Genomic DNA, 21,766 nt, shown 5'->3' on the forward strand with positions numbered 1-21,766 from the left:
GAGAGCCTGCACTCACTGCTTCGCGGCGGCCTTCTGGTCGGGCAGGCCCTTGTCCAGCTTGGCCTGGATGGCGCCCTTGTCGGTCTCCTCGTCGGCGTTGCGCAGCGCGCGCATCCACTGGAAGCGCGCCTCGTTGCGGCGACTGGCCCGCCAATAGGCGTCGCCGAGATGGTCGTTGATGGTCGGGTCGCCCGGCTTCAGTTCAACCGCGCGTTCCAGCTTGGCGACTGCCGCCTCGTAATCGCCCAGCGTGTAGAGTGCCCAGCCCAGGCTGTCGACGATGTAGCCGTCGCGCGGGCGCAGTTCCACCGCGCGCTCCACCATCGCCCTGGCCTTGGGCAGATTCTCGCCGCGGTCGATCCAGCTGTAGCCGAGGAAGTTCAGCAGCGACGGTTCGTCCGGCCGCAGCTTCAGTGCGGTTTGCAGGTCGGCCTCGGCCTGCGGCCACTGCTTGGTCTTTTCGTAGCTCATGGCGCGGGCGTAGAGCAGCGGCCAGTGCCGTTCCTGCGGCGTGCCGATCCGCTCCAGCGCCGTGGTGTAGGCGGGGATCGCCTCGGCATAGCGCTTGGTGTAGCGGTAGAGGTCGCCCAGGCGGGTGATGGCGTCGGTCCGCTCCGGCCGTTCGGCGGAGAGGTCCTTGAGGATCGCGATGGCCTCGTCGTTGCGCTCCATGCGGGCGAGGCTGTCGGCCTCGCGCATGCGGGCGGTCCAGCCGAGCAGCGGGTCCGTCTCCAGCCGCTTGTAGGCGGCCAGCGCCTCTTCGTGATGGTCGCGGGACGCGGTGATGTCGCCGATCAGCAGATGGGCCAGCGCCAGATCGTCGCGCAAATGCAGGGCGATGCGGCCGAACAGCAGCGCCGGTTCGTCGGCATTCTCGTGGTGCAGGGCGCTGCCCAGGTCGAACAGTGCCTCGGCAAGGCCGGAGCGCGCATCGGGGACCGGACGGGTTTCGGACGGCGCGTTCGCCATTGCAGCCAGCGCCGGCTCCACCAGCAGACCGTCGGGGTTGTTGCCCTGGAAGGTTTGGTAGAGCTTGCGCGCCTCGTCCTTGCGGCCGGTGCGGGTCATGAAGTTGCCGACGATCTGCACCACCCGCAACGGCGCGTCGGTCTCCGTCACCTTGGCATAGCGGGCCGCCGCCTCGTCATTGCGGCCGGCAAGGTCGAGGATCAGTGCTGCATGCAGGTTGTAGAGCGCCTCGAACCCCTGAACGCCGGAGAGCGGCTGCAGGGTGGCCAGCGCCTCGTCCGTCTTGCCGCGGGCCGTCGCCAGCCAGGCGCGGGTCAGCGGTGTCAGGAAGCGGCCGAGCCCGTCGGCCGGCAGGCGGGCGGCATAGCCATCGGCCTCGTCCAGCTTGCCCTTGGCCAGCGCGTCGGCGGCCAGCAGGGTCAACGCCATCTGCGGCTCGCCCTGGTCGTCGAGCAGCCGGTTGGCATAGTCGATGGCCGGCTCCATCCGTCCTTCGCCCAGCCGCAGCAGGAAGGTACGGCGCAGCAGGGCGGGGTCGTCCGGATCGGCCGCCAGCGCCTGGGCGGTGAAGCGGGCCGCCGCGGTCCAATCGTCCTGGTGCTGGGCATAGCGGCCGGCCAGATAGCTGCCGGTGGCGGAGCCGGCGCCATCCACAGGGCCTGCGGCCATGGCGGGTGCCAGGGTGGTCCCGGCCATCAGGACGGCCAGGGAGATCGGCAGCAACCGGCGTCGGAAACTCGTCATGCTCTCGTCACCTCGTTTTCCGAGTCGACATCCCATCATTTTCGGCAGGGCGCGGGCAAGAGACTTTCATACCCTTCCCCTTTTCGCATCCGCCAATGCCACTCCTGCCGCACCTGCTCGATCCGCTCCGGGCGCAGGATATCGGTGGCGTGGGCGTCCATGTGGGCGCGCAAGCCCTCCGGCATGCCCGGCGACAGGGTGGCGCCCTCGACCGACCAGCGGGCCATCCACGACAGGGTGCGCAGCCAGGTCAGCCGGCGCAACGGCTTCAGCCAGGGCCGCACCTCATCGGCCAAGTCGCTTGGCACCGCCATCGCCCAGGCGGCGACGAAGGCATCGACCTCGGCCGGAGCCAGCTCCGCATTCACCGCCGGGTCCCATTTGGTCGAGGTGTAGAGGCTGGCATGGGCGAGGTCGCTGGCCGGGTGGCCGTATTGCAGCTTCTCCAGATCGGTGAACCACGCCTTGCCGTGGGCATCGATCAGGAAATTGCCGGGATGCACGTCCACCCCGACCGCGGTCAGCGGCATCGGCGTCTCGGGCGGCGGGGCGAGGTCGCCGGCCCGGGCGGCGGCAAGCTCCTCCGCGATCAGGGTGCGGGCCTCCGGCAACAGGGCGGCCCGGTCGAACCACTCCGCCTGCCGTTCGACCTGGGCCAGCAGGGCCGCGACCGGATCGGGCGGGGCGGGCAGCGGATCAAAGAAGTCGGGCGGCGCCATGCGGTGCAATGCTGCGAGCGCGCGGGCAATGGCCGGCATGTCGTCGGGCAGAACCGGCGTGCGCCCCTCCACTTCGCCGACCACCAGGGCACCCAGCGGCAGTTCCTCTCCGGGGGGAAGCAGGCCGGCGAAGCGCGGGGTGTGACCCGACATCTCCGCTCGCCGGAAGGCGGCGGCCTGCCGGTCCAGCGCCGTCCAGGCATCGAGGCCAAGCTGGCTCCAGCGCGGAATGCGGGCGACCAGCCGCTGGCCGCGCAGCCGCACATGGTCGTGGGCGACGCCCTTCAGCGGCATCGGTTCCAGCGCGTCGGGAGAGAGATCGGCAAGGCGCGGCAGCCGGATCAGGGCGGCGTGCAGGGCCTTCATTGAGAAACCTGTCAGTTCGGTCACGCCATATGCTCGCGCAGGCGGGGCATCAGCTCCACCAGATTGCAGGGGCGGTGGCGGTTGTCGAGCTGCCAGACCAGGATGTCGTCCCAGGCATCGCGGCAGGCGCTGGGCGAGCCGGGCAGGGCGAAGACATAGGTGCCGTTGGCGACGCCGCCGGTCGCCCGGCTCTGGATGGTCGAGGTGCCGACCTTGGCATAGCTGAGATAGCGGAACAGCTCGCCGAAGCCGGGAATCGCCTTTTCATAGAGCGCCTCGACGGCCTCCGGCGTCACGTCGCGGCCGGTGACGCCGGTGCCGCCGGTGGTCAACACCACGTCGATCTGCGGATCGGCGATATAGGCCTGGACCTGGGCGCGGATCGCCGCGATGTCGTCCTTCACGATGGTCCGGGCGGCGACCTTGTGGCCTGCTCCGGCGATCCGCTCCGCCAGGGCGTCGCCGGACCGGTCGTCGGCGGCGCTGCGGGTGTCGGACACCGTCACCACGGCGATGTTCACGGGAAGGAAGGGGCGGCTCTCGTCGATCTTCGGCATGGCGGCAGGCGTATCCTCATGTCGGGCCGGAACCCGACAAGGGGGACCGGCGGTCAGGGTATCGGGCTGGCCTCTCCCCGCTCGGCCACCGTTTCCACCGGCACCGTTCCCATTGGCACGGCGTCCACCGCATCCGGTGCTGCCGCGACAGGCACATCCGTGGCCGGGGGTGCCGTCTTCGCCACAGGTTGCGGGTCGGGACGGGCCGCAACCTGGGCCGGACGGTTGTCCACCGGGGTGTAGCTCGGCCATTTCCCGTCGGCGACGGCGGTGAGCGAGGCGGTCTCCTGGCCCAGCCGAAGCTGGTAGATCCAGAAATTCGCCATCACCTTCTCCACATAGTCGCGCGTCTCGCCGAAGGAAAGGCTTTCGATGAACAGCAGCGGGTCGGTGATGTCGCTCAGATCCCGCCGCCATCGCGCCAGCGTGCCCGGCCCGGCATTGTAGGCGGCCGTCGCCAGGAACAGGTTGCCGTCGATTTCCGGCATGCCCAGCAGTTCCGACAGGTAACGCTGACCAAGCTCCATATTGCGCGACGGATCGAACAGCGCGTCGCGGTTGGCGTCGTCGCTGCCGATGTCGGCGTTGCGTTCCCGCACATGCTGGGCGGTGCTGGGCAGGATCTGCATCAGCCCGGTCGCTCCGGCGGAGCTGACCAGCCGAGGGTCGAAGCGCGATTCCTGCCGCATCACCGCGAAGACCAGCGCGCGGTCGACCGCGAAGCCGTCGCGCGGCGTCCAGTGGGGCAGCGGGTAGAGGGCCGCGGCATAGGGCGCGCCGTCCGGTCCGGCAACCGCATTGCCCAGCTTCAGCGCCAGCGAGGCCACCCCGGCGCGGTCGGTCAGCGTCACCATCGCCTGTTCGACCAGCGGCTCGCCCTGCGGGTTGATCCGCTGCAACTCCAGCCCCGCCAACTCGCGCTGGCCGGCCTGAAGCAGGGCGATGGCGCGGGACCCTGCCGGCTTGGCTGCCACTGCCGCCAGCTGCCGCCCGGTCAGATCCGGCGCCAGCCAGCGCACGTCGTTCAGGCTGCCCAGCGTTTGCAAGGCGATCAGGCCATAGAAGGTGTGGGGATAGCGGGATGCCGCGGCCAGATGGTCCGCCGCCTCCTTCTCTTTACCGGGCTTGCGGGCCAGGGCGCGGGCCGCCCAGTAATCGGCTGCGGCGGCCTTCCAGGGGGAACGCGGGCCGGCGGCGGCCATGCCTTCGAAATGGCGGGCGGCGCGGTCGGTCTGCTTCAGCCGCCAGGCGGCGAGACCGGCAATCCAATGCGCTTCCGGCAGCATGTCGCCGGACCGCGCGGCGCTGGCCGAGGCCAGCGTCAGCGCCTGCGCCGTCTCGCCGGAATAATAGAGGGCCGCGGCGATGCGGGCGCGGGCGGCATCATACTGCACGGTGTCGAGCTTGCCGCCGAACTCGTCCTGGTTCAGCAGGCTCAGGGCGCTGCCGGTGCGGCCGGTGCGCAGCAGATCCTCCACCCGCGCCACGGCCGCGCGGTCGCTGCGGGCGCGGGACACGGTGCGGCTGCGCGGGGCGACGGTGAGGCCGTCGTCCTCGTCTTCTTCGTTGCTGGCGATGGTGCGCAGGCCGCCCAGCCGTTCCAGCGACCCGACGAGGCGGACGCGCTCCTCCCCCCGCGGCGGTTTCGGTGCCTTCTGGCCGGCGGGCTGGCGCTTCTGGGCGAGGTTGTGCACCCGCTCCGCTCCGGCGAGATCGCCGTAATCCTGCATCCAGCGGGCGAGTTCCTCGTAGCTGGCGCGGCGGTCGGGATGGAGATAGCGCTGGCGCAGGACGTAGCCGATCAGCCGGCGGTCCTTCAGCTTCGCGATCTCGGCATCGGCGGCGTCCCATTCCGCCCGCTCCTGCGCGGCGAAGATGCGGCGATAGCGGGCGGCATCCTCTTCGTTCAGCTGGACGGCTCGGGCCTCCTCGTCGGCCGCGAGCAGCAGGGGCATGCCGGCCGGGCCGGGCGCCTCCTCAGCCACCGGGGCTGCCACTGGAGCCGGCGCAGGGTCGGGGGTAGCGGTTTCGGAAAGCCCCATCGGCGGATGGCTTGGCGTCGGATCGCTTGGCGCGTCACCGAAAACGGGGCTGGTGGGGTCAGGCACGGAATCCCCGCCGGGCGGGACGACGGCGTGACCGTCCGGCGCGTGGATGATGAGGGCGGCGCAAGCGGGCCGGAGCCCGACCGCACCGTCGGGTCCCAAGGTGTAAGCCACCGTGAGACCCAGCACCCCCAGAAGGTTCCGCCGCAGCGGGGCCGCGCTCGCGACCCGGTATGCTGCACTGCAAAATATCCGGAGCATGGCTCCGGGATACCCCACGTCGATGCGAACCGCAAGCAACGGATTCACACGGAATGTGTCAGCGCCGGTAATCGCGAGATGTTACAACGCTTTAACAGAGCTGGAAAAAAGGCTCTAGCCCGTTGGGAAGGTGCCTTTCGGCATGGGTTGGCTGCATTTGTGCTGTGCAACGCCTGCGGTCATACGAACGATTTCGGCGACGCTGTGACATCGCATTTTCTCTTTGGATTACTTGGCGCTTTCTTCAATGATCTTTTGTTGCAACGCAAGCATATCCCGCCATGCTTCCCGTTTTGCGATAGGGTTGCGCAGGAGGTACGCCGGATGGAGCATCGGCATCAGCGGGACGGGGGTGCCCGCGACTTCATAGCTTCGCCATTGCCCGCGCAGGCGGGTGATCCCCTCCGCCCGGTTGAGCAAGGTTTTGGCGGAAACCCCGCCCAATGCCACCAGTAGTTTCGGTCGCACCAGCTCCACATGCCGTTCCAGGAAGGGCAGGCAGGCGGCGATCTCCGCCTGGGTCGGGCTGCGGTTGCCGGGCGGACGCCAGGGCAGGATGTTGGAGATGTAGACCTTGCCGCGGTCCAGCCCGATCTGGGCCAGCATGCGATCCAGCAGCTTGCCGCTGACCCCGACGAAGGGCTTGCCCTGCCGGTCCTCGTCCTCGCCCGGCGCTTCGCCGATCAGCATCACCTGCGCTTGCGGGTTGCCGTCGGCGAAGACGGTGTTCATCGCGGTGGCTTTCAGCGGACAGCCGTCGAAGCTGCGCAAGGCGGCTTCCAGCGCCTCCAGTGTCTGCGCTTCGCCGGCGCGAGCGCGGGCCTGGATGCCGGCCTCGCTGGCGCCTAGCGGCTGGTCGGGAGCGAAGAGAGCAGCGGGCGGGCGGGCTGCGGGAGTCGGAGCCCGAGTCGAGGCAGGACCACGCGCCGCATTGGAGCCCGAAGCGGAGCCGGGAGCACCGCCGGCCGCGGACGGGCCTGCGGACGGCGCACGCGCCATTGGCCGGGCGGTCAGGGTGGCCCAGTCGGTCGGCTCATCGCCGATGGCCTCGTCGCAGCCGACGTCGGCATGCCAGCGCAGCGCGTCGAGGATGTCGCATACGTCAATCATCGTTTGACCTTACCACAGATCGTGTGGTCTTACATGTCCAGATACCCAATTTGGGTGCGGCGCAAACCGTGCTACAAGCACGCGCCCGCAAAAACACTAGGGCGTCCCGAGGGAAACAGTACCAAAACAAGACGGTGGGGGAGTGTGGTGATGGAACGCGAACCGCGCGAGGTCATGGAGTATGATGTTCTGATCGTCGGCGCCGGCCCATCGGGCCTGAGCGCCGCGATCCGTCTGCGGCAGCGCGCGGTCGAGACCGGGCAGGAACTCAGCGTCTGCGTGATCGAGAAGGGGTCGGAGGTCGGTGCCCACCTGCTGTCCGGCGCCGTTTTCGAGCCGCATGCGCTGGACGAGCTGATCCCGGACTGGAAGGAAAAGGGCGCCCCCCTCACCACCCAGGCGCGTGAGGACCATTTCCTGTTCCTGACGGAAACGAAGGCCTACAAGTCGCCCTTCGCCCCGCCGCAGATGAACAACCACGGCAACTACATCATCAGCCTGGGCAATCTGGCCCGCTGGATGGCGACTCAGGCGGAAGAGCTGGGGGTGGAAATCTACCCCGGCTTCGCCGCCGCCGAAGTGCTGTATGACGACAAGGGCGCGGTGAAGGGTGTCGCCACCGGCGACATGGGCATCGGCAAGGACGGCGAGAAGACCGGCAACTATACGCCCGGCATGGAACTGCACGCCAAGCAGACCATCTTCGCCGAAGGCTGCCGCGGCTCGCTGACCAAGACCCTGTTCGAGAGGTTCGACCTGCGCCGCGACTGCCAGCCGCAGACCTACGGCATCGGCATCAAGGAGCTGTGGGAGGTCGACCCGTCGCAGTCCAAGCCCGGCCTGATCGTCCACACCATCGGCTGGCCGATGGACCCCAAGACCTATGGCGGGTCGTGGCTGTATCATATGGAAGGGAATCTGGTGTCGGTCGGCTTCGTCGTCGGCCTCGACTACTGGAATCCGCACATGAGCCCGTTCGAGGAGTTCCAGCGCTACAAGACCCACCCGGCGATCCGCCCGACCTTCGAAGGCGGCCGCCGTCTCGCCTATGGCGCCCGCGCCCTGTCGGAGGGTGGCTTCCAGTCGATCCCGAAGCTGACCTTCCCCGGTGGACTGATCATCGGCGACGGCGCTGGCTTCCTGAACGTGCCGAAGATCAAGGGCAACCACACCGCCATGAAGTCGGGCATGGTTGCGGCCGAGGCGGTGTTCGACCACCTGACCGGCGGCGCGGACAACGCCGAAGTGATCGCTTATCCGGAGCGGCTGAAACAGTCCTGGGTGTGGCCGGAGCTGTACGCCGTGCGCAACATCCGCCCCGGCTTCCAGAAGGGCCTGTGGGCGGGTCTGGCGAACGCCGCCTACGAGACGGCGCTGAAGGGCAAGTCGCCCTGGACGCTGAAGCACCATGCCGACAACACCACCCTGGTGAAGGCCAGCGAGGCGCCGAAGATCGCCTACCCGAAGCCGGACGGCAAGGTCAGCTTCGACCGCCTGTCCTCGGTCTACCTCTCCAACACCAATCATGAGGAAGACCAGCCGCCGCACCTGACGTTGAGGGACAAATCGGTCCCGATCAGCGTCAATCTGGCGCTCTACGATGCGCCGGAGCAGCGCTATTGCCCGGCCGGCGTGTACGAGATCGTCCGCAACGACGATGGCGGCGACCCCCGGTTGCAGATCAACGCGCAGAACTGCGTCCACTGCAAGACCTGCGACATCAAGGACCCCACCCAGAACATCAACTGGGTCGTGCCGGAAGGCGGCGGGGGGCCGAACTATCCGGGCGGGATGTAAGGGGCTGTTTCCCTTCCCCAACCCTTCCGCCGCTCGCAGGAGCGGGAGGGAGGGTTGGGGCCGTCGGGTGCCGGTTGCGCTGCGGGCCACTCCTATCTATAAGGCAAGCGGTAACCTCTCTGCGACGGCGCGATGATCGTTTCCTGTCCGACCTGTTCAACGCGCTACACCCTGTCCGACGAATCGCTCGGACAGGATGGCCGGAAGGTTCGTTGCGCCCGCTGCGGCCACACCTGGTGGCAGATGCCCGACCGGGCGGAGCTTGAGCCGGTCATCCCCGACGCACTGACCGAACTGCGGCCTTCCAAACCGGCGAAGCCTGCCGGGAAGGGCGCTGGAAAGAATGGAGTCAAGCCGTCCAGGTCCCCGCGCGCCAAGCCAGCGCGCAGCACGGTGATCGGCTTCGCCGTGCTGGGAATGCTGGTCCTCGGTTCTGCAGCCGGCGCCTATTTCGCCCGCGACGCCATCGTCCGCAGCTGGCCGCCTGCGGCATTGCTCTATGAAACCTTCGGCATGCCGGCGGAGCCGCCGGGCTTCGGGCTGGAATTGCGCAACATCCGTTCCGAACAGAAACAGGAGGGCGGGAAGACGGTTCTGCTGCTGGAGGGGGAGGTCGCCAACACGACCGACACCGAGCGCATGCTGCCGCCATTGCGCGTCAACACCTTTGGTCCGGAGCACAAGCTGCTGCAAAGCTGGGCCATCGAGCAGTCTGCCGAAACACTCGGCCCCGGCGCCGCGGCGGGATTCCGCCACAGCCAGCCTGATCCCGGCCCGGTGACCGAGGTGACGATCACCTTCGGCGGTCCGCCCCCCGGCCTGGAGCCGCCGGTGGCCGAAAAGCCTGCCGAGAAGGCCCCGGAAAAACCGGCTGCTGCGAAGCCGGCCGCCGACAAGCACGCCGCTCCAGCCAAACCGTCGGGCCACTGACCGACTCCGTCACCGTTCCGGAATGCCGTATTTCCGCAGCTTGTTGGCGATCATGGTGTGCGAGGTGTTCAGCCGCGCCGCCAGCTTGCGGCTGGACGGGAAGCGCGGGTAAAGCCGGCGCAGCAGCATCCGTTCGAACCCCTCCACCGCGTCCTCCCAGCTGCCGGCGTCCTCCGCCGGCAATTCCGCCGCCTGCATGCCGGCACCGGCCAGTTCCAGATCGGCGGCGTCCAGCGAACCGCCGTCGCTCATCGTCATGGCGCGGAAGATGACGTTCTCCAACTGGCGCACATTGCCCGGCCAGCGGTTGGCGAGCAGGGCCGCCGCCGCCGCCGGGGTCAGCCGGCCGGGTGGACGGCGGGCCTGTGCCGCGGCGCGGGCGATGAAGTGGCGGGCGAGCAGCAGGATGTCCTGTCCGCGCTCCCGCAAGGGCGGAACGTCCAACGTTAGCACGTTCAGGCGGTAGAACAGATCCTCGCGGAAGCTGTGGTCGGCCACCATCGCCTCCAGCGAGCGGTGGGTGGCGCTGATGACGCGGACATCCACCTTCTGCTCGCGCTCGCCGCCCACCCGGCGGAAGCTGCCGTCATTGAGGAAGCGCAGCAGCTTGGCCTGGAGATAGGCTGACATCTCGCCGATCTCGTCGAGGAAGACGGTGCCGCCATGGGCCAACTCCAGCAGGCCCGGCTTGCCGCCGCGCTGCGCCCCGGTGAAGGAGCCGGGGGCGTAGCCGAACAGCTCGCTCTCCGCCAGATTCTCCGGCACCGCGGCGCAGTTCAGCGCCAGGAAGGGCTTGTCGCGGCGTGGGCTGGCACGGTGGCACGCATGGGCGATCAGCTCCTTGCCGGTGCCGGTCTCCCCCAGGATCAAGAGCGGCGCCTCCATCGCGGCGACCCGGGCGGCGCGAGCCTTCAGCGCCCGGACCGGCGGTGATTCGCCGAGGATGCGGTCGAAGCCGCCCTCATCGAAATTCTGGATCGCGTCGAGACGCTCGCCCAGGCGCGACGGGGTGAACAGGGTGATGACAGCGCCCGCCGCCTCGACGTCGACGATGGGCGTGACCTCCAGCAGGAAGGGCTGGCCGTTCAGCGTCACCTCGCGGCCCGACATGCGGAAACCGCCGTCGGTCAGTTCGCGGGTCAGGCCGGGTTCGCCGAACAGCTCGCCTAGGTCGAGGCCGGCGAGGCGCGACTCCGGCAGTCCGGCGACCTGGGCAGCGGCGGCGCTCGCCACCACGACACGACCCTTGTGGTCGATTGCCAGCACCGGGTCGGGCAGGGCGGCGAGCAGAGCATCCAGGTGCAGCCGCCGCCGCGTACCCGGCAGCATGTCGATGGCCGCCACCGACCGCACGCCTACGATGCCTTGCAGCGCGTCGGACAGGGCGGGGAGTGCTGCCGGGTCCAGGCCGGGCGCATCGATGTGGATCAGCGGCGGGTCGACCTCGACGCCGACGACGTTGAGCCGGCGCAGCGCCAGCACGGCGAGGATTTCATGGGCGATGCCGACGCGGTCGTTGAAGGTGACTTCGATGCGCATGGGGATGGCATTGTGGTGAGAGCGTAGCCATCACTGTACACATATCGTTACGATGTATCAAAATCTTTACACCCTTCTAACCCCTTGTCCTGCAATATATCCAGGCGCCATCTCACTTATGCTGTAAACATTTTCATACACACAACCACTTGCCGACCTCTCCGCATCGCAGCAAATCCGCCATTTTCCCTTCTGGCACGCCCTTTGCGAAATCCCTTCCAAGCGAAGTCATCCATCCCTCGGGGAGCCAGTCTCATGCGCGTGATCGTTCTGGGCAGCGGCGTCATCGGTGTCACCACCGCCTATTATCTGGCGCGCGCCGGGCATGAGGTGACCGTGATCGACCGTCAGGCCGGTCCGGCGCTGGAGACCAGCTACGCCAACGCGGGCGAGGTGTCGCCGGGCTATTCCGCTCCCTGGGCGGCGCCGGGGCTGATGCTGAAGGCCGCCAAGTGGATGATGATGAAGCATTCGCCGCTGGTGATCCGGCCGAAGCTGGATCCGGCGATGTGGTCCTGGTGCCTGAAGCTGCTGGCCAACGCCAACGAGGCGAGCTACCAGTTGAACAAGAGCCGCATGGTCCGCGTCGCCGAATACAGCCGCGACTGCTTGAAGGCTCTGCGCGCCGAGACCGGCATCACCTATGACGAGCGCACCCAGGGCACACTCCAGGTCTTCCGCAACCAGAAGCAGATGGACGCCGCCGGTTACGACATGGCGGTGCTGGAGCGCTACGGCGTGCCCTACAGCCTGTTCGACCGCGACGGCCTGACCTCGGTCGAGCCGGCGCTGGCCCATGTGAAGGACAAGCTGGTCGGTGCGCTGCACCTGCCGGGCGACGAGACCGGCGACTGCTTTCAGTTCACCAACAAGCTGGCCGCCTATGCCGCCAAGCGCGGGGTGGAGTTCCGTTACGGCGTCTCCATCCGCGGACTGGAAAGCGACGGTCGCAAGATCACCGGCGTTCTGACCGACCAGGGCACGCTGACCGCCGATAGCTACATCGTCGCCATGGGCAGCTATTCGCCCAAGCTGGTGAAGCCGCTGGGCATCGACCTGCCGGTCTATCCGGTGAAGGGCTATTCGCTGACCCTGCCGATCACCGACGCCGCCCACGCCCCGGAATCGACGGTGATGGACGAGACGCACAAGATCGCCGTCACCCGGCTCGGCGACCGCATCCGCGTCGGCGGTACGGCGGAACTGACCGGCTTCGACCTGAGCCTGCGCCAGAGCCGCCGCGGCCCGCTGGACCATGTCGTCAGCGACCTGTTCCCGAAGGGCGGTGACCTGTCGAAGGCGGAGTTCTGGACCGGCCTGCGGCCCAACACGCCGGATGGCACGCCGATCCTGGGGCCGACCCATGTCCGCAACCTGTATCTGAACACCGGCCACGGCACGCTGGGCTGGACGATGTCCGCCGGTTCCGCCCGCGTGCTGGCCGATGTGGTCGGCGGCCGCCAGACCGACATCGACATGGAAGGCCTCAGCGTCGATCGCTACGGCCGCAAGCCGTCGGTGGCGGTGTCGCGCCCGGCGGCCGTCCGTCCGGCCTGATGGGATAATGGGACCCGCGCCGCCCGGCGGACGCGGGTCATCGCCAGCTCAAGAAGGGCGGCGTCGGTGATCTCGGCCCCATCCAGCCGATGTCGCCCGCGCCGCCCTTCGCATTTCTCCACCCGGTGGCCGAGACGCCTGAGATGCAGGATCGCCTCGTAGAGCCGGATTGGCGGTTCCGCGGTCGGACGGCCGGTCACGGATGGACCACCAGGACGATCAGCCGCTTGGGGCCGTGGACGCCATAGGCCAGCGTCTGTTCGATGTCGGCGGTCTTGCTGGGGCCGGACACCAGCAGCAGGTTGGTCGGCATCGCCTGTGCCCATCCCTGTTCGCGCATCGCTTGCAGGAACGTGTCGTAGAGCGCGTCCGCACGCAGCAGCGCAATGTGGATGTGCGGGACGAGCGAGAGGGTACGCGGTTCGTCGGCCGTCGGCCACAGGATCAGGCTGCCGGTCTCGGCGATGGCGCCGCGGGTGGTGGTCAGGCCGGCTTCGATGGACTCGAACAGATGGGACTTGAGGTCTTCGAGCGGGCGGTCGTAGGGGATCAGGGTGGGGTTCGGTCCCCTCTCCCCCCCGGGGAGAGGGTTAGGGTGAGGGGGATGCGCGGCGGGACCTTCGGGGGATTCATGTGGTGCCTCCCCCCGGGGGGGAGAGGGGGAAGCGGTTTCCCACCCCTCGACCAACCTCTTCCCCGCCTCCGTCGCCGGCGCGTAGAGCAGTGACCCCACACCCTCGCGCGCCAGGAATTCGCGCAGAACGGCCGGCCAGTCGGATTCCGTCGCATCGAGGAATTCCGTATGCACCGCCTCCATCAGGCGTCGGATGCGGGGCAGGCGCTCCTGATCCGGCCACTGCTTCGCCTCGATCGGCGCGAAGTCCGACGCGGGCGGGCTCAGCGGGTGGGCGTCGCGGGTGGTGCGCAGTTTCGTCAGGATGGAGCTGCGGGCGTCAGACATCGGGAACCCCCTTGGCGCGGGCGAGGTCGTGCAGGGTGCGGCCGGCGAAGCGCGGCTTGGTGCGGACATTCGTCCACTCCTTCAGCATGGGCAGAGACGCAGGTGCCGCGTTGCCGAGCCTGCTCATCGCCGCGGTCGCGATGCGGTAGGCGGTGGGGGAGGCGTTCATCGCCGCCCAGCCGCTCCACACCATCGCTTCCGCCCGGCTGGCCTTGGCGCCGCCGTCCTTCACCGCACCGCCGGGCTTCACCGCCTCCACCCGCAGCCGCCCCATGATCTCGACGATCGGGATCTTCACCGGGCAGATCTCGACGCAGGCGTTGCACATGGTGCAGGCGTGGGGCATGGCGCCACGCTTGGCCAACCCTTCGATCTGCGGCACCAGGATCTTGCCGATCGGACCGGGATATGGGGCCTCATAGGCATGGCCGCCGACCTTGGTGTAGACCGGGCAATGATTCATGCAGGCGCCGCAGCGGATGCAGCGCAGCGTGTCGCGCAGTTCCGGGTCGGCGTAGATGCCGGAGCGGCCGTTGTCGAGGATGACCAGATGCACCTCGCGCGGGCCGTCCTTCTCGCCGTCCTTCCGGGGACCGGAGATCATGTTGACGTAGGTGGTGATCGGCTGTCCGGTGGCTGAGCGTGGCAGCAGGCTGATGACCGGCGGCACGTCCTCCAACGTCTCCACCACCTTCTCCAACCCCATGAAGGCGATGTGGACCGGCGGCACCGTGGTGCACATGCGGCCGTTGCCCTCATTCTCGATCAGGCAGAGGGTGCCGGTCTCCGCCACCGCGGCGTTGACGCCGGACATGCCGACATCGGCGGCCTGGAACTTGGCGCGCAGCACCCGGCGGGCGAGGTCGGTCAGATAGGCGGCATCCTCCCGGCTCTCGGCATCCTTGATCTTGCGCTTGAACAGATGGGCGATCTGCTTGGTGTTCAAGTGGATCGCCGGCATGATGATGTGCGACGGCATGGTGCCGTCCAGCTGCACGATGTATTCGCCGAGGTCGCTTTCCAGCACCTCGATGCCGTCCTTTTCCAGAACGGCGTTCAGGTGCATCTCCTCCGTCACCATCGACTTGCCCTTGACCACCAGCTTGGCGTTCGCCTTGTGCAGGATGTCGAGAGCGATGGCGTTGGCCTCCTCCGTCGTGGCGGCCCAATGGACGGCAATGCCGTTGCGGGTGCAGTTCTCCTCCAGCTTCTCCAGCAGTTCCGGCAGCTTCGACAGCGCGCGCAGACGGACCGAGGCGGCCAGCGCCCGCACACCGGTCCATTCGCCGGTATCGGCGAACTGGGCGGCGCGCTTGCTCATCAGGCCATCCATGGCGCGGCGGAAGTTGCCGCGCAGCTGCGGATCGGCCAGCGCCGCGCGCGAGGCGGCGGCGAAATCCGGTGCGTTACCGTCCATGGATGCGCTCCTTCAGGAACTGGGCGATGTGCTGGCCGCGTGCGGCCTTGGCACCGGCCTCCAGCGCGCCGGTGATGTTCAGCAGGCAGCCGCAATCGCCCGACACCACGCGGGCGGCGCCGGTACCCTCGATGTCCGCCACCTTGTCGCCGACCATTGCGGCGGAAATTTCCGGGTGGCGCACGGCGAAGGTGCCGCCGAAGCCGCAGCATTCCTTCTCCCGCTTCAGCTCGACCAGTTCGACATTGGCAAGCTGGCGCAGCAGGGACTTCGGTTCCTCGACCACGCCCATCTCGCGCTGGGCATGGCAGGAGGCGTGCCAGGTGACACGCACCGGCTCGCCCTTGTCGGTGAACTGGACGTCCAGCACATGGACCAGGAACTGGGTCAGCTCCCAGACGCGCCCGGCCACCTGCACCGCCTTCGCCTCGTCCGGTTCGCCATGGAACAGGTCGGGCCAGTGCTTCTTCATCATGCCGGCGCAGGAGCCCGACGGCACGACGATCGGGTCGTCGCCGGGGAACAGGTCCAGCTGGGCGCGGGCGACCTTCAAGGCGTCGGCGCGGTAGCCGGAATTGTAGGCGGGCTGGCCGCAGCAGCTCTGCCCCTGCGGGAAGACGACGGTCAGGCCCTGCGACTGCAACAGCTCGATCCCCGCCATCCCGGCATCGGGAAAGAACAGGTCGACGAGGCAAGTGCCGAAATAATAGACGCGGGTGGGTTTGGGGGTCGCGGACATCGGGCGCTTCCTCAGGGATATTCTTGTCGGTGGACGTCGCTCAGAAGGCCGGTTCCGCCACTCGGACCGATTCCTCCACCTTCGCCGTCGCGCAGGCGTCAACCAGATAGACGATGGAGCGGTAGGGAACGCCCGCCGTATCGGACAGGCCGATCTCGCAGGTACGGCTGGTCGAATAGCCCGACGCGCAGCCGTCCGGCACCGAAGCCGGCAGGTGGCGCAACGCGTGGGCGTTCAGCTCCGGTGTGGTGAAGCCCTTGTCGCCGGCGAAACCGCAGCAGCCGACGTCGGGCGGCACCACCACCGTTTCGGCGCAGGCCTTCGCCACAGCGGTCAGGGCGCCGTCCAGGCCCATGCGGCGGGTCGAGCAGGTCAGGTGCAGCATCACCGGCTCCGCCGCCTTCGCGATGTCGAGGCGGGGCAGGGCGAACTCGCTGAGGAACTCCGCGACATCGAGGATGCGCAGGCCGGCGTCGGTCAGCCGCTTCTTCAGGCGCAGCGCGCAGGGGCTGGTGTCCATCACCACCGGGTAGAGGCCTCCCCGGCTCGCCTTCGACAGGGCTGCCAGCATGGCGTCGGCCTTGGCATCGGCGGCGTCGATCAGCCCCTTGCTTTCCAGCGGCATGCCGCAGCACTGGCCGTCGGCAGCCTCCGGATAGAGGATGCGGAAGCCGGCCTTGTGCATCACCGATTCGACGACCTCGGGCAGCGGGCGCTGCTGAGGATCGCCGGCGGCGGGACCCATGGTCCGGCTGACGCAGCTGGGGGCGTAGACCACCGTCGGTACGTCGTCGGCTGTGACCGCCTCCGCCTTCGGCGAGAAGGTTGCGGCGGTCGGCAGGCTGCGCGGCAGCGAGGGCAGGGCGCCGCCGGTGATGGCGCGGGCGGCCGCTTGCGTGGCGCTGTGCCCAACCGTGCGCCGTGCAAGGTCGGCCAGCCGCAGGCCGGTGCGGGCGAGGCCGAGCGTGCCTTCCATGTGCTCGGCGATCAGCATCCCGGCCTTGCGGGCCACGGCGCCGCGACGCTCGCCGCGCATGGATTTGATCAGAAGTCCGGTCTCGATGCCCACCGGGCAGGCGGTGGCGCACAGGCCGCAGGCGGCACAGGTGTCGATGCCCTGGTACTCATAGGCGGTTGCGATCTCGGCCAAACGCGGGGTGTTGTCGCCGACAGCCTCCAACCGCGCCATCTCGCGCCGGCCGACGATGCGCTGGCGCGGCGACAGGGTGAAGCGGTGGGATGGGCAGGTCGGCTCGCAGAATCCGCACTCGATGCAGGTGTCGACCAGCGGATCGGCGGGGGGCAGCGGCTTCAGGTTCTTCAGGTGGGCCTGCGGGTCGCCGTTCAGGATGACGCCGGGGTTCAGCAGCCCTTCCGGGTCGAAGAGATCCTTGATCTCCTTCATCAGCCCATAGGCCTGCGGACCCCATTCCATTTCGACGAAGGGGGCCATGTTGCGGCCGGTGCCGTGCTCGGCCTTCAGCGAGCCGTCGTAACGGGTGACCACCAGCTCTGCGACGTCGTCCATGAAAAGGCGGTAGCGGTCGATCTCCGCCTGGGTGTCGAAGGCCTGGGTGAAGACGAAGTGCAGGTTTCCTTCCAGCGCGTGGCCGAAGATGATCGCCTCGCGATAGCCGTGGCGCTCGAACAGCGCCTGCAGCTCGCGCGTTGCTTCGGCCAGCCGGGGCAGGGGGAAGGCGACGTCTTCGATGATGACGGTGGTGCCGGTCTGGCGGATGGCGCCGACTGCCGGAAACAGGCCCTTGCGGATCTTCCAGAACCCCTCGCAGGCCTTGGCGTCGGTGGTGAAATTGGTGTCGCCGATGGTGACGCAGCCGGCCAGCACCTCGGCGATCTGCGCCACATTGGCGTCGAGCGCCGCGGCGCTCCCGGCGCGGGTCTCCACCAGCACCGCCGCCACCTCGGGACCGAAGCCGCGGATCTGCGGCGGCATGCCCGGCTTGTCCTGGATGGAGCGGAGCGAGGCGCGGTCCATCAGCTCGGCCGCATCGACCGGGGCGGCCTTCAGCAGTGCCACCGCGCGGCAGGCCTCGGCGATGTCGGGGAAGAACAGCAGGGCGCTGGCCTTGTGCGGATGCTCCGGCACGGTGCGCAGCGTGATGGTGGAGATGAAACCCAGCGTCCCTTCCGATCCGATCATCAGGTGCTGGAGGATGTCGACCGGGTCCTCATAGTCGACCAGCGCGTTCAGGCTGTAGCCGGTGGTGTTCTTGATGCGGAACTTGTCGCGGATGCGGCCCGCCAGCGCTCCGTCGGCACGGGTCCGGGAACCCAGCGCCGCCAGCCGGTCGAGCAGGGTGCCGTGGCTTTGCTGGAAGGCGCGGCAGCTGGCCGCGTCTGCGGTGTCCAGTACCGTGCCGTCGGCCAGAACCAGCCGCATCGACTCCAGCGTGCGGTAGCTGTTCTGCGCGGTGCCGCAGCACATGCCGCTGGCGTTGTTGGCGGCGATGCCGCCGATCTTGGCGGTGGCGATGGAGGCTGGATCGGGACCGATCTTGCGCCCCAGCGGGGCGAGGCGGCGGTTCGCCTCCGCCCCGATCACGCCCGGTTGCAGGGTGACGGTGGCGGCCGCCGGGCCGATGCTGCAGCCCCGCCAGCCGTCGCCCAGCACCACCAGCACGCTGTCGCTGACCGCCTGTCCCGACAGGCTGGTGCCGGCGGCGCGGAAGGTCACCGGAACCTTGTGCCCGCGGGTGATGCGCAGCAGCCGTACCACCTCCTCCTCCGTTTCCACCAGCGCGACGATCTTCGGGATCAGCCGGTAGAAGCTGGCATCGGTGCCGTAGGCCAGCGTGCGCAGCGGGTCGGTGACCAGCCTTGCCTGCGGGATGACGGGCTGAAGCTCGGCCAGCACACGGTCGTAAGGGGCGGGCAGCATTGGCGGCGGCTCCTGCTTGGGGGAGGAGGACGTGGAGTTGGAGGGATCGGCCGCTTAGCGGCCGATGACCATGGCGGTGAAGGGCCACAGATAAGCCTGCGCCATCACCAGCAGGCCGACCAGCGCGGTCAGCGCCAGCGAGTGCCAGATGACGAAGCGCAGGATCTTGCCCTCATGCCCATGCCATTTGGTGGCGACGGCGGCGACGACGATGCTCTGGGCGTCGATCATCTTGCCCATCACGCCGCCCGAGCTGTTGGCGGCGGCCATCAGCGTCGGCGGCAGGCCGAGCTGCTCCGACGACACCTTCTGCAGGCTGCCGAACAGCACGTTGGACGCCGTGTCCGACCCGGTCAGCGCCACGCCCAGCCAGCCGAGGAAAGTGCCGAAGAACGGGTAAAGGAAGCCGGAATTGGCGAAGGCGAGACCCAGCGTGGTGTCCAGGCCCGAGTAGCGGGTGGTGTAGCCCAGCGCCAGCATCGCCGAGATGGTCAGCAGCGAGTTGCGGATGGCGTAGAGGGTGCGGCCATAGGTCTTCACCATCTCGACCGGCGAATAGCCCATCAGCAGACCGGAGATGACGGCGGCGATGAAGATGCCGGTGCCGGTGGCCGACAGCCAGTTCAGGGTGTAGACGGCGGCTTCCGGATGGGCCTTGGCAACCACCGGGGGGACGCGCATCACCATGTTGTGCAGGCCGTCGATCGGGAACTTGAAGATCGACACGCCGTCGAGGAAGGCCTTGACCTCCGGGATGCCCCACAGGAAGACGAGGATGCTGAGGATCGCCCACGGCGTCCAGGCGCGACGGACCTCCGCGGCGCTGTAGCCGTGGTTGCGGCGCGCCTCGCCCTGGACCACGGCGGCGCCGACACCCTGGGTCAGGGCGGACGCCCCGCCGGCGGTGTGCCAGATCGCCTTCGGGTGCCAGACCTTCAGGAACAGGGTGACCGAGACCAGCGAGACGATGGCGGCGGCGACGTCCACCAGCCAGGGGCCGTGATAGTTCGACACCAGATACTGCGGCACGGCGAAGGAGACGCCGGCGACCAGGATGGCCGGCCAGATCTGGATCATGCCGCGCCAGCCGGCGAAGGCGACGATCAGCCAGAAGGGCACCAGGACCGAGAAGAAGGGCAGCTGCCGGCCGATCATCGCCGACAGGTCCAGCAGCGGCAGGCCGGTGACCGCCGCCAGCGCCAGCACCGGCGTGCCGAGCGCGCCATAGGCGACCGGGGCGGTGTTGGCGATCAGCGACAGGCCCGAGGCCGCCAGCGGGGTGAAGCCCAGCCCGATCAGCATGGCGCCGGTGACGGCGACCGGCGTGCCGAAGCCGGCGGCACCCTCGAAGAAGGCGCCGAAGCAGAAGGCGATCAGCAGGAGCTGGAGCCGGCGGTCGTTGGTGATCCCGGTGATGCTTTCCTGCAGAATCTTGAACTGCCCGCGCTGTTCGGTCAGGTGGTAGAGGAAGATGATGTTGATGACGATCCAGCCGATCGGCAGCAGGCCGTAAGCCGCACCCAGCAGCGCGGTCTTTCCCGCCATCGCCACCGGCATGCCGAACACGGCGACGGCCACCGCCAGCGCGGTCGCCAAGCCAGCCAAGGCCGCGCGATGCGCCTTCATGTGGAAGATGCCGAGACCGCCCAGCATCACCAGGACCGGCAGCGACGCGAACAGCGTCGACAGCCAGATGTTGTTCATCGGGTCGTAGACTTGCGACCAGCTCATCGTCAGGGGTCTCCTTCTCGGGGAGTGATGTCGGTCCGAACGGTGTCCCGGGAGAAGGAGCGCCGCATTTGCGCGCACCCGGCCTTGCCCGCGCCTGGATGGCGGCGCAGGGGGAGGCCGGATGTTCGGCAAAGCGGAGGCGTTCACCGCCGCCGGGGTCTTGCGGCCCCGATGCTCGCGGTGCGGATGCGCCCTTGCGGGTGCTGGTCCGTCCTGTCCCGGTACGTTGTGGATGCACTTTCCGCCCCGGCCGGTTTGGGGAAACCCCCTTGCCAATCCGGCGGCGCTGGACATCTCTTATCCATACGGTGAGCGTTGGATAAAATATTTTACCAGACTGTGCAATGGCTGAATCGTTTGCCAGCCGACCAACTTTGGTAGGGGGGTGACGGCAGGGGTGCGACCTTGCCGGCCTCCGCCGCTCTGGACGCCTGTTCCGTCCGTCGTTATTGAAGAGGATTGAGACGTACAGGGAGAGGCCGCCCACCCAATGCAGGGTACGATCAAACCGGCCAAGCTGGCCGACGCCATTGCCGAGCATCTGGAACGGCTGATCCTGGAGGGCGCCCTGCGTCCGGGGGAAAAGCTGCTGGCTGAACGCGAACTGGCGGTGAAGCTGGACGTGTCGCGCCCGTCCTTGCGCGATGCCATCGCCAAGCTGGAGGAGCGCGGCCTGCTGGTCACCGGGCGCAGCGGCACCCATGTCGCCAGCTTCCTGTCGCAGATCGCCGATCCGCTGATGACGCTGATGCGCAACAAGCCGGACGCGTCCTTCGACTATCTGGAATTCCGCCGCTCCATCGAGGCGGCGGCGGCCGGGCTGGCAGCCCAGCGGGCGACCGACCTCGACCGCGACGGCATCCGCGCCATCGTCGCCCGCATGCAGGCCGCCCACGGCAAGGACGACAGCTCGGAGGAGGCGGATTCCGACGCCGACCTCCATCTGGCGATCTATGAGGCGGCGCACAACGTCGTCATGCTGCACATCATGCGGACGCTGTCCGATCTTCTGCGCAACGATGTGTTCTACAACCGCACCGATCTCTATTCCCGGCCGGGAGTGCGCGAGTTGCTGCTGCAACAGCATCTGACCATCGCCAACGCGGTGCTGGCCGGCGACGCGGCTGCGGCCAGTGCGGCGGCCGAGGCCCATGTGGAGTTCACCTTGCAGACCCTGCGCGAGATCCGCGAGCACAATGCCCGGGTCCAGGTCTCGCTGCGGCGGATCGGACGGACGGATTTGATCGACAGCGGGGTGTGAGGAGCGAGGGGGCTTTCCGGCAGGTTTCTATGTCAAAGGCACTATACCTGTGGATGTCAAAGGCACTATGCCTGTGGGCTTGCCCTGACTGGTGGTAAGGCCTTGGTCACGTTACACTGGGACGTATCTCTGTCGTTGCCATCCGCCCGACCAGACTGCCCGAC

General features: G+C 68.3%; 16 protein-coding genes. 4 read left to right on the top strand and 12 right to left on the bottom strand.

Features of this window, described 5'->3' with window-relative positions; genetic code table 11:
- Nucleotides 1-12: 12 nt before the first annotated feature.
- The 5 genes from J2848_RS15170 to J2848_RS15190 form a co-directional block, all read right to left on the bottom strand.
- On the bottom strand, nt 13-1,713 hold the full coding sequence (locus tag J2848_RS15170) for a tetratricopeptide repeat protein (protein ID WP_149231937.1): 1,701 nt from the start codon (nt 1,711-1,713) through the stop codon (nt 13-15).
- Between the two features lie 35 nt (nt 1,714-1,748).
- Nucleotides 1,749-2,822: an aminoglycoside phosphotransferase family protein gene (locus J2848_RS15175; RefSeq protein ID WP_246193911.1), complete on the bottom strand. Its 1,074-nt coding sequence runs from the start codon at nt 2,820-2,822 to the stop codon at nt 1,749-1,751.
- Nucleotides 2,819-3,355 carry a molybdenum cofactor biosynthesis protein B gene (moaB, locus tag J2848_RS15180; RefSeq protein ID WP_149231936.1) on the bottom strand — a complete coding sequence of 179 codons (537 nt, stop codon included), beginning with the start codon at nt 3,353-3,355 and terminating at the stop codon, nt 2,819-2,821. Before moaB ends, J2848_RS15175 begins: the two co-directional genes overlap by 4 nt.
- Nucleotides 3,356-3,408: 53 nt before the next feature.
- On the bottom strand, nt 3,409-5,661 hold the full coding sequence (locus J2848_RS15185; RefSeq protein ID WP_149231935.1) for a transglycosylase SLT domain-containing protein: 2,253 nt from the start codon (nt 5,659-5,661) through the stop codon (nt 3,409-3,411).
- 228 nt (nt 5,662-5,889) lie between these two features.
- Nucleotides 5,890-6,771 carry a uracil-DNA glycosylase gene (locus tag J2848_RS15190; protein ID WP_149231934.1) on the bottom strand — a complete coding sequence of 294 codons (882 nt, stop codon included), beginning with the start codon at nt 6,769-6,771 and terminating at the stop codon, nt 5,890-5,892.
- Nucleotides 6,772-6,921: 150 nt separating this feature from the next.
- Between J2848_RS15190 and J2848_RS15195 the strand changes: the two genes are divergently transcribed.
- Together J2848_RS15195 and J2848_RS15200 are read left to right on the top strand one after the other, a co-directional pair.
- Nucleotides 6,922-8,568, top strand: coding sequence for an electron transfer flavoprotein-ubiquinone oxidoreductase (locus J2848_RS15195; RefSeq protein WP_149231933.1), 1,647 nt, complete (start codon nt 6,922-6,924; stop codon nt 8,566-8,568).
- 132 nt (nt 8,569-8,700) lie between these two features.
- Nucleotides 8,701-9,498, top strand: coding sequence for a zinc-ribbon domain-containing protein (locus tag J2848_RS15200; RefSeq protein WP_149231932.1), 798 nt, complete (start codon nt 8,701-8,703; stop codon nt 9,496-9,498).
- Nucleotides 9,499-9,507: 9 nt separating this feature from the next.
- On the opposite strand, the gene J2848_RS15205 is transcribed toward J2848_RS15200, so the two are convergent.
- The gene (locus J2848_RS15205) at nt 9,508-11,037 is read right to left on the bottom strand and encodes a sigma 54-interacting transcriptional regulator (protein ID WP_149231931.1); all 1,530 of its coding nucleotides are present in this window, start codon (nt 11,035-11,037) and stop codon (nt 9,508-9,510) included.
- A gap of 255 nt (nt 11,038-11,292) precedes the next feature.
- On the opposite strand from J2848_RS15205, the gene J2848_RS15210 reads away from it, so the two are divergent.
- Nucleotides 11,293-12,594 carry a D-amino acid dehydrogenase gene (locus tag J2848_RS15210; RefSeq protein WP_149231930.1) on the top strand — a complete coding sequence of 434 codons (1,302 nt, stop codon included), beginning with the start codon at nt 11,293-11,295 and terminating at the stop codon, nt 12,592-12,594.
- On the opposite strand, the gene J2848_RS15215 is transcribed toward J2848_RS15210, so the two are convergent.
- Genes J2848_RS15215 through J2848_RS15240 form a run of 6 tightly spaced genes read right to left on the bottom strand, consistent with a single transcriptional unit; the run spans nt 12,537 to nt 20,341 of the window.
- Nucleotides 12,537-12,794 (bottom strand): hypothetical protein, encoded by a 258-nt coding sequence (locus tag J2848_RS15215; RefSeq protein ID WP_149231929.1) that lies wholly within the window; start codon nt 12,792-12,794, stop codon nt 12,537-12,539. The genes J2848_RS15210 and J2848_RS15215 overlap by 58 nt on opposite strands.
- Nucleotides 12,791-13,555, bottom strand: a complete 765-nt coding sequence (locus J2848_RS15220; protein ID WP_149231928.1) for a LutC/YkgG family protein — start codon at nt 13,553-13,555, stop codon at nt 12,791-12,793. The genes J2848_RS15215 and J2848_RS15220 overlap by 4 nt, the downstream gene beginning before the upstream one ends.
- Nucleotides 13,548-14,972 carry a LutB/LldF family L-lactate oxidation iron-sulfur protein gene (locus J2848_RS15225; protein ID WP_149231927.1) on the bottom strand — a complete coding sequence of 475 codons (1,425 nt, stop codon included), beginning with the start codon at nt 14,970-14,972 and terminating at the stop codon, nt 13,548-13,550. Before J2848_RS15225 ends, J2848_RS15220 begins: the two co-directional genes overlap by 8 nt.
- Nucleotides 14,962-15,711 carry a (Fe-S)-binding protein gene (locus J2848_RS15230; protein ID WP_149231926.1) on the bottom strand — a complete coding sequence of 250 codons (750 nt, stop codon included), beginning with the start codon at nt 15,709-15,711 and terminating at the stop codon, nt 14,962-14,964. Before J2848_RS15230 ends, J2848_RS15225 begins: the two co-directional genes overlap by 11 nt.
- 40 nt (nt 15,712-15,751) lie before the next feature.
- On the bottom strand, nt 15,752-18,610 hold the full coding sequence (locus J2848_RS15235; protein ID WP_149231925.1) for an FAD-binding and (Fe-S)-binding domain-containing protein: 2,859 nt from the start codon (nt 18,608-18,610) through the stop codon (nt 15,752-15,754).
- Nucleotides 18,611-18,664: 54 nt separating this feature from the next.
- On the bottom strand, nt 18,665-20,341 hold the full coding sequence (locus J2848_RS15240; RefSeq protein ID WP_149231924.1) for an L-lactate permease: 1,677 nt from the start codon (nt 20,339-20,341) through the stop codon (nt 18,665-18,667).
- Nucleotides 20,342-20,831: 490 nt separating this feature from the next.
- Between J2848_RS15240 and J2848_RS15245 the strand changes: the two genes are divergently transcribed.
- Complete coding sequence (locus J2848_RS15245) at nt 20,832-21,602, top strand: FCD domain-containing protein (RefSeq protein WP_149231923.1); 771 nt, start codon at nt 20,832-20,834, stop codon at nt 21,600-21,602.
- Nucleotides 21,603-21,766 lie beyond the last annotated feature (164 nt).

This window comes from Azospirillum lipoferum (assembly GCF_024170005.1).
Classification (GTDB): Bacteria; Pseudomonadota; Alphaproteobacteria; order Azospirillales; family Azospirillaceae; genus Azospirillum; species Azospirillum lipoferum.

What these genes read in the sequence shown, in the direction of transcription:
- J2848_RS15170 (WP_149231937.1), bottom strand. Translation starts at nt 1,713, where the DNA reads ATGACGAGTTTCCGACGCCGGTTGCTGCCGATCTCCCTGGCCGTCCTG.
- moaB (WP_149231936.1), bottom strand. Translation starts at nt 3,355, where the DNA reads ATGCCGAAGATCGACGAGAGCCGCCCCTTCCTTCCCGTGAACATCGCC.
- J2848_RS15185 (WP_149231935.1), bottom strand. Translation starts at nt 5,661, where the DNA reads ATGCTCCGGATATTTTGCAGTGCAGCATACCGGGTCGCGAGCGCGGCC.
- J2848_RS15190 (WP_149231934.1), bottom strand. Translation starts at nt 6,771, where the DNA reads ATGATTGACGTATGCGACATCCTCGACGCGCTGCGCTGGCATGCCGAC.
- J2848_RS15195 (WP_149231933.1), top strand. Translation starts at nt 6,922, where the DNA reads ATGGAACGCGAACCGCGCGAGGTCATGGAGTATGATGTTCTGATCGTC.
- J2848_RS15200 (WP_149231932.1), top strand. Translation starts at nt 8,701, where the DNA reads ATGATCGTTTCCTGTCCGACCTGTTCAACGCGCTACACCCTGTCCGAC.
- J2848_RS15205 (WP_149231931.1), bottom strand. Translation starts at nt 11,037, where the DNA reads ATGCGCATCGAAGTCACCTTCAACGACCGCGTCGGCATCGCCCATGAA.
- J2848_RS15210 (WP_149231930.1), top strand. Translation starts at nt 11,293, where the DNA reads ATGCGCGTGATCGTTCTGGGCAGCGGCGTCATCGGTGTCACCACCGCC.
- J2848_RS15220 (WP_149231928.1), bottom strand. Translation starts at nt 13,555, where the DNA reads ATGTCTGACGCCCGCAGCTCCATCCTGACGAAACTGCGCACCACCCGC.
- J2848_RS15225 (WP_149231927.1), bottom strand. Translation starts at nt 14,972, where the DNA reads ATGGACGGTAACGCACCGGATTTCGCCGCCGCCTCGCGCGCGGCGCTG.
- J2848_RS15230 (WP_149231926.1), bottom strand. Translation starts at nt 15,711, where the DNA reads ATGTCCGCGACCCCCAAACCCACCCGCGTCTATTATTTCGGCACTTGC.
- J2848_RS15235 (WP_149231925.1), bottom strand. Translation starts at nt 18,610, where the DNA reads ATGCTGCCCGCCCCTTACGACCGTGTGCTGGCCGAGCTTCAGCCCGTC.
- J2848_RS15240 (WP_149231924.1), bottom strand. Translation starts at nt 20,341, where the DNA reads ATGAGCTGGTCGCAAGTCTACGACCCGATGAACAACATCTGGCTGTCG.
- J2848_RS15245 (WP_149231923.1), top strand. Translation starts at nt 20,832, where the DNA reads ATGCAGGGTACGATCAAACCGGCCAAGCTGGCCGACGCCATTGCCGAG.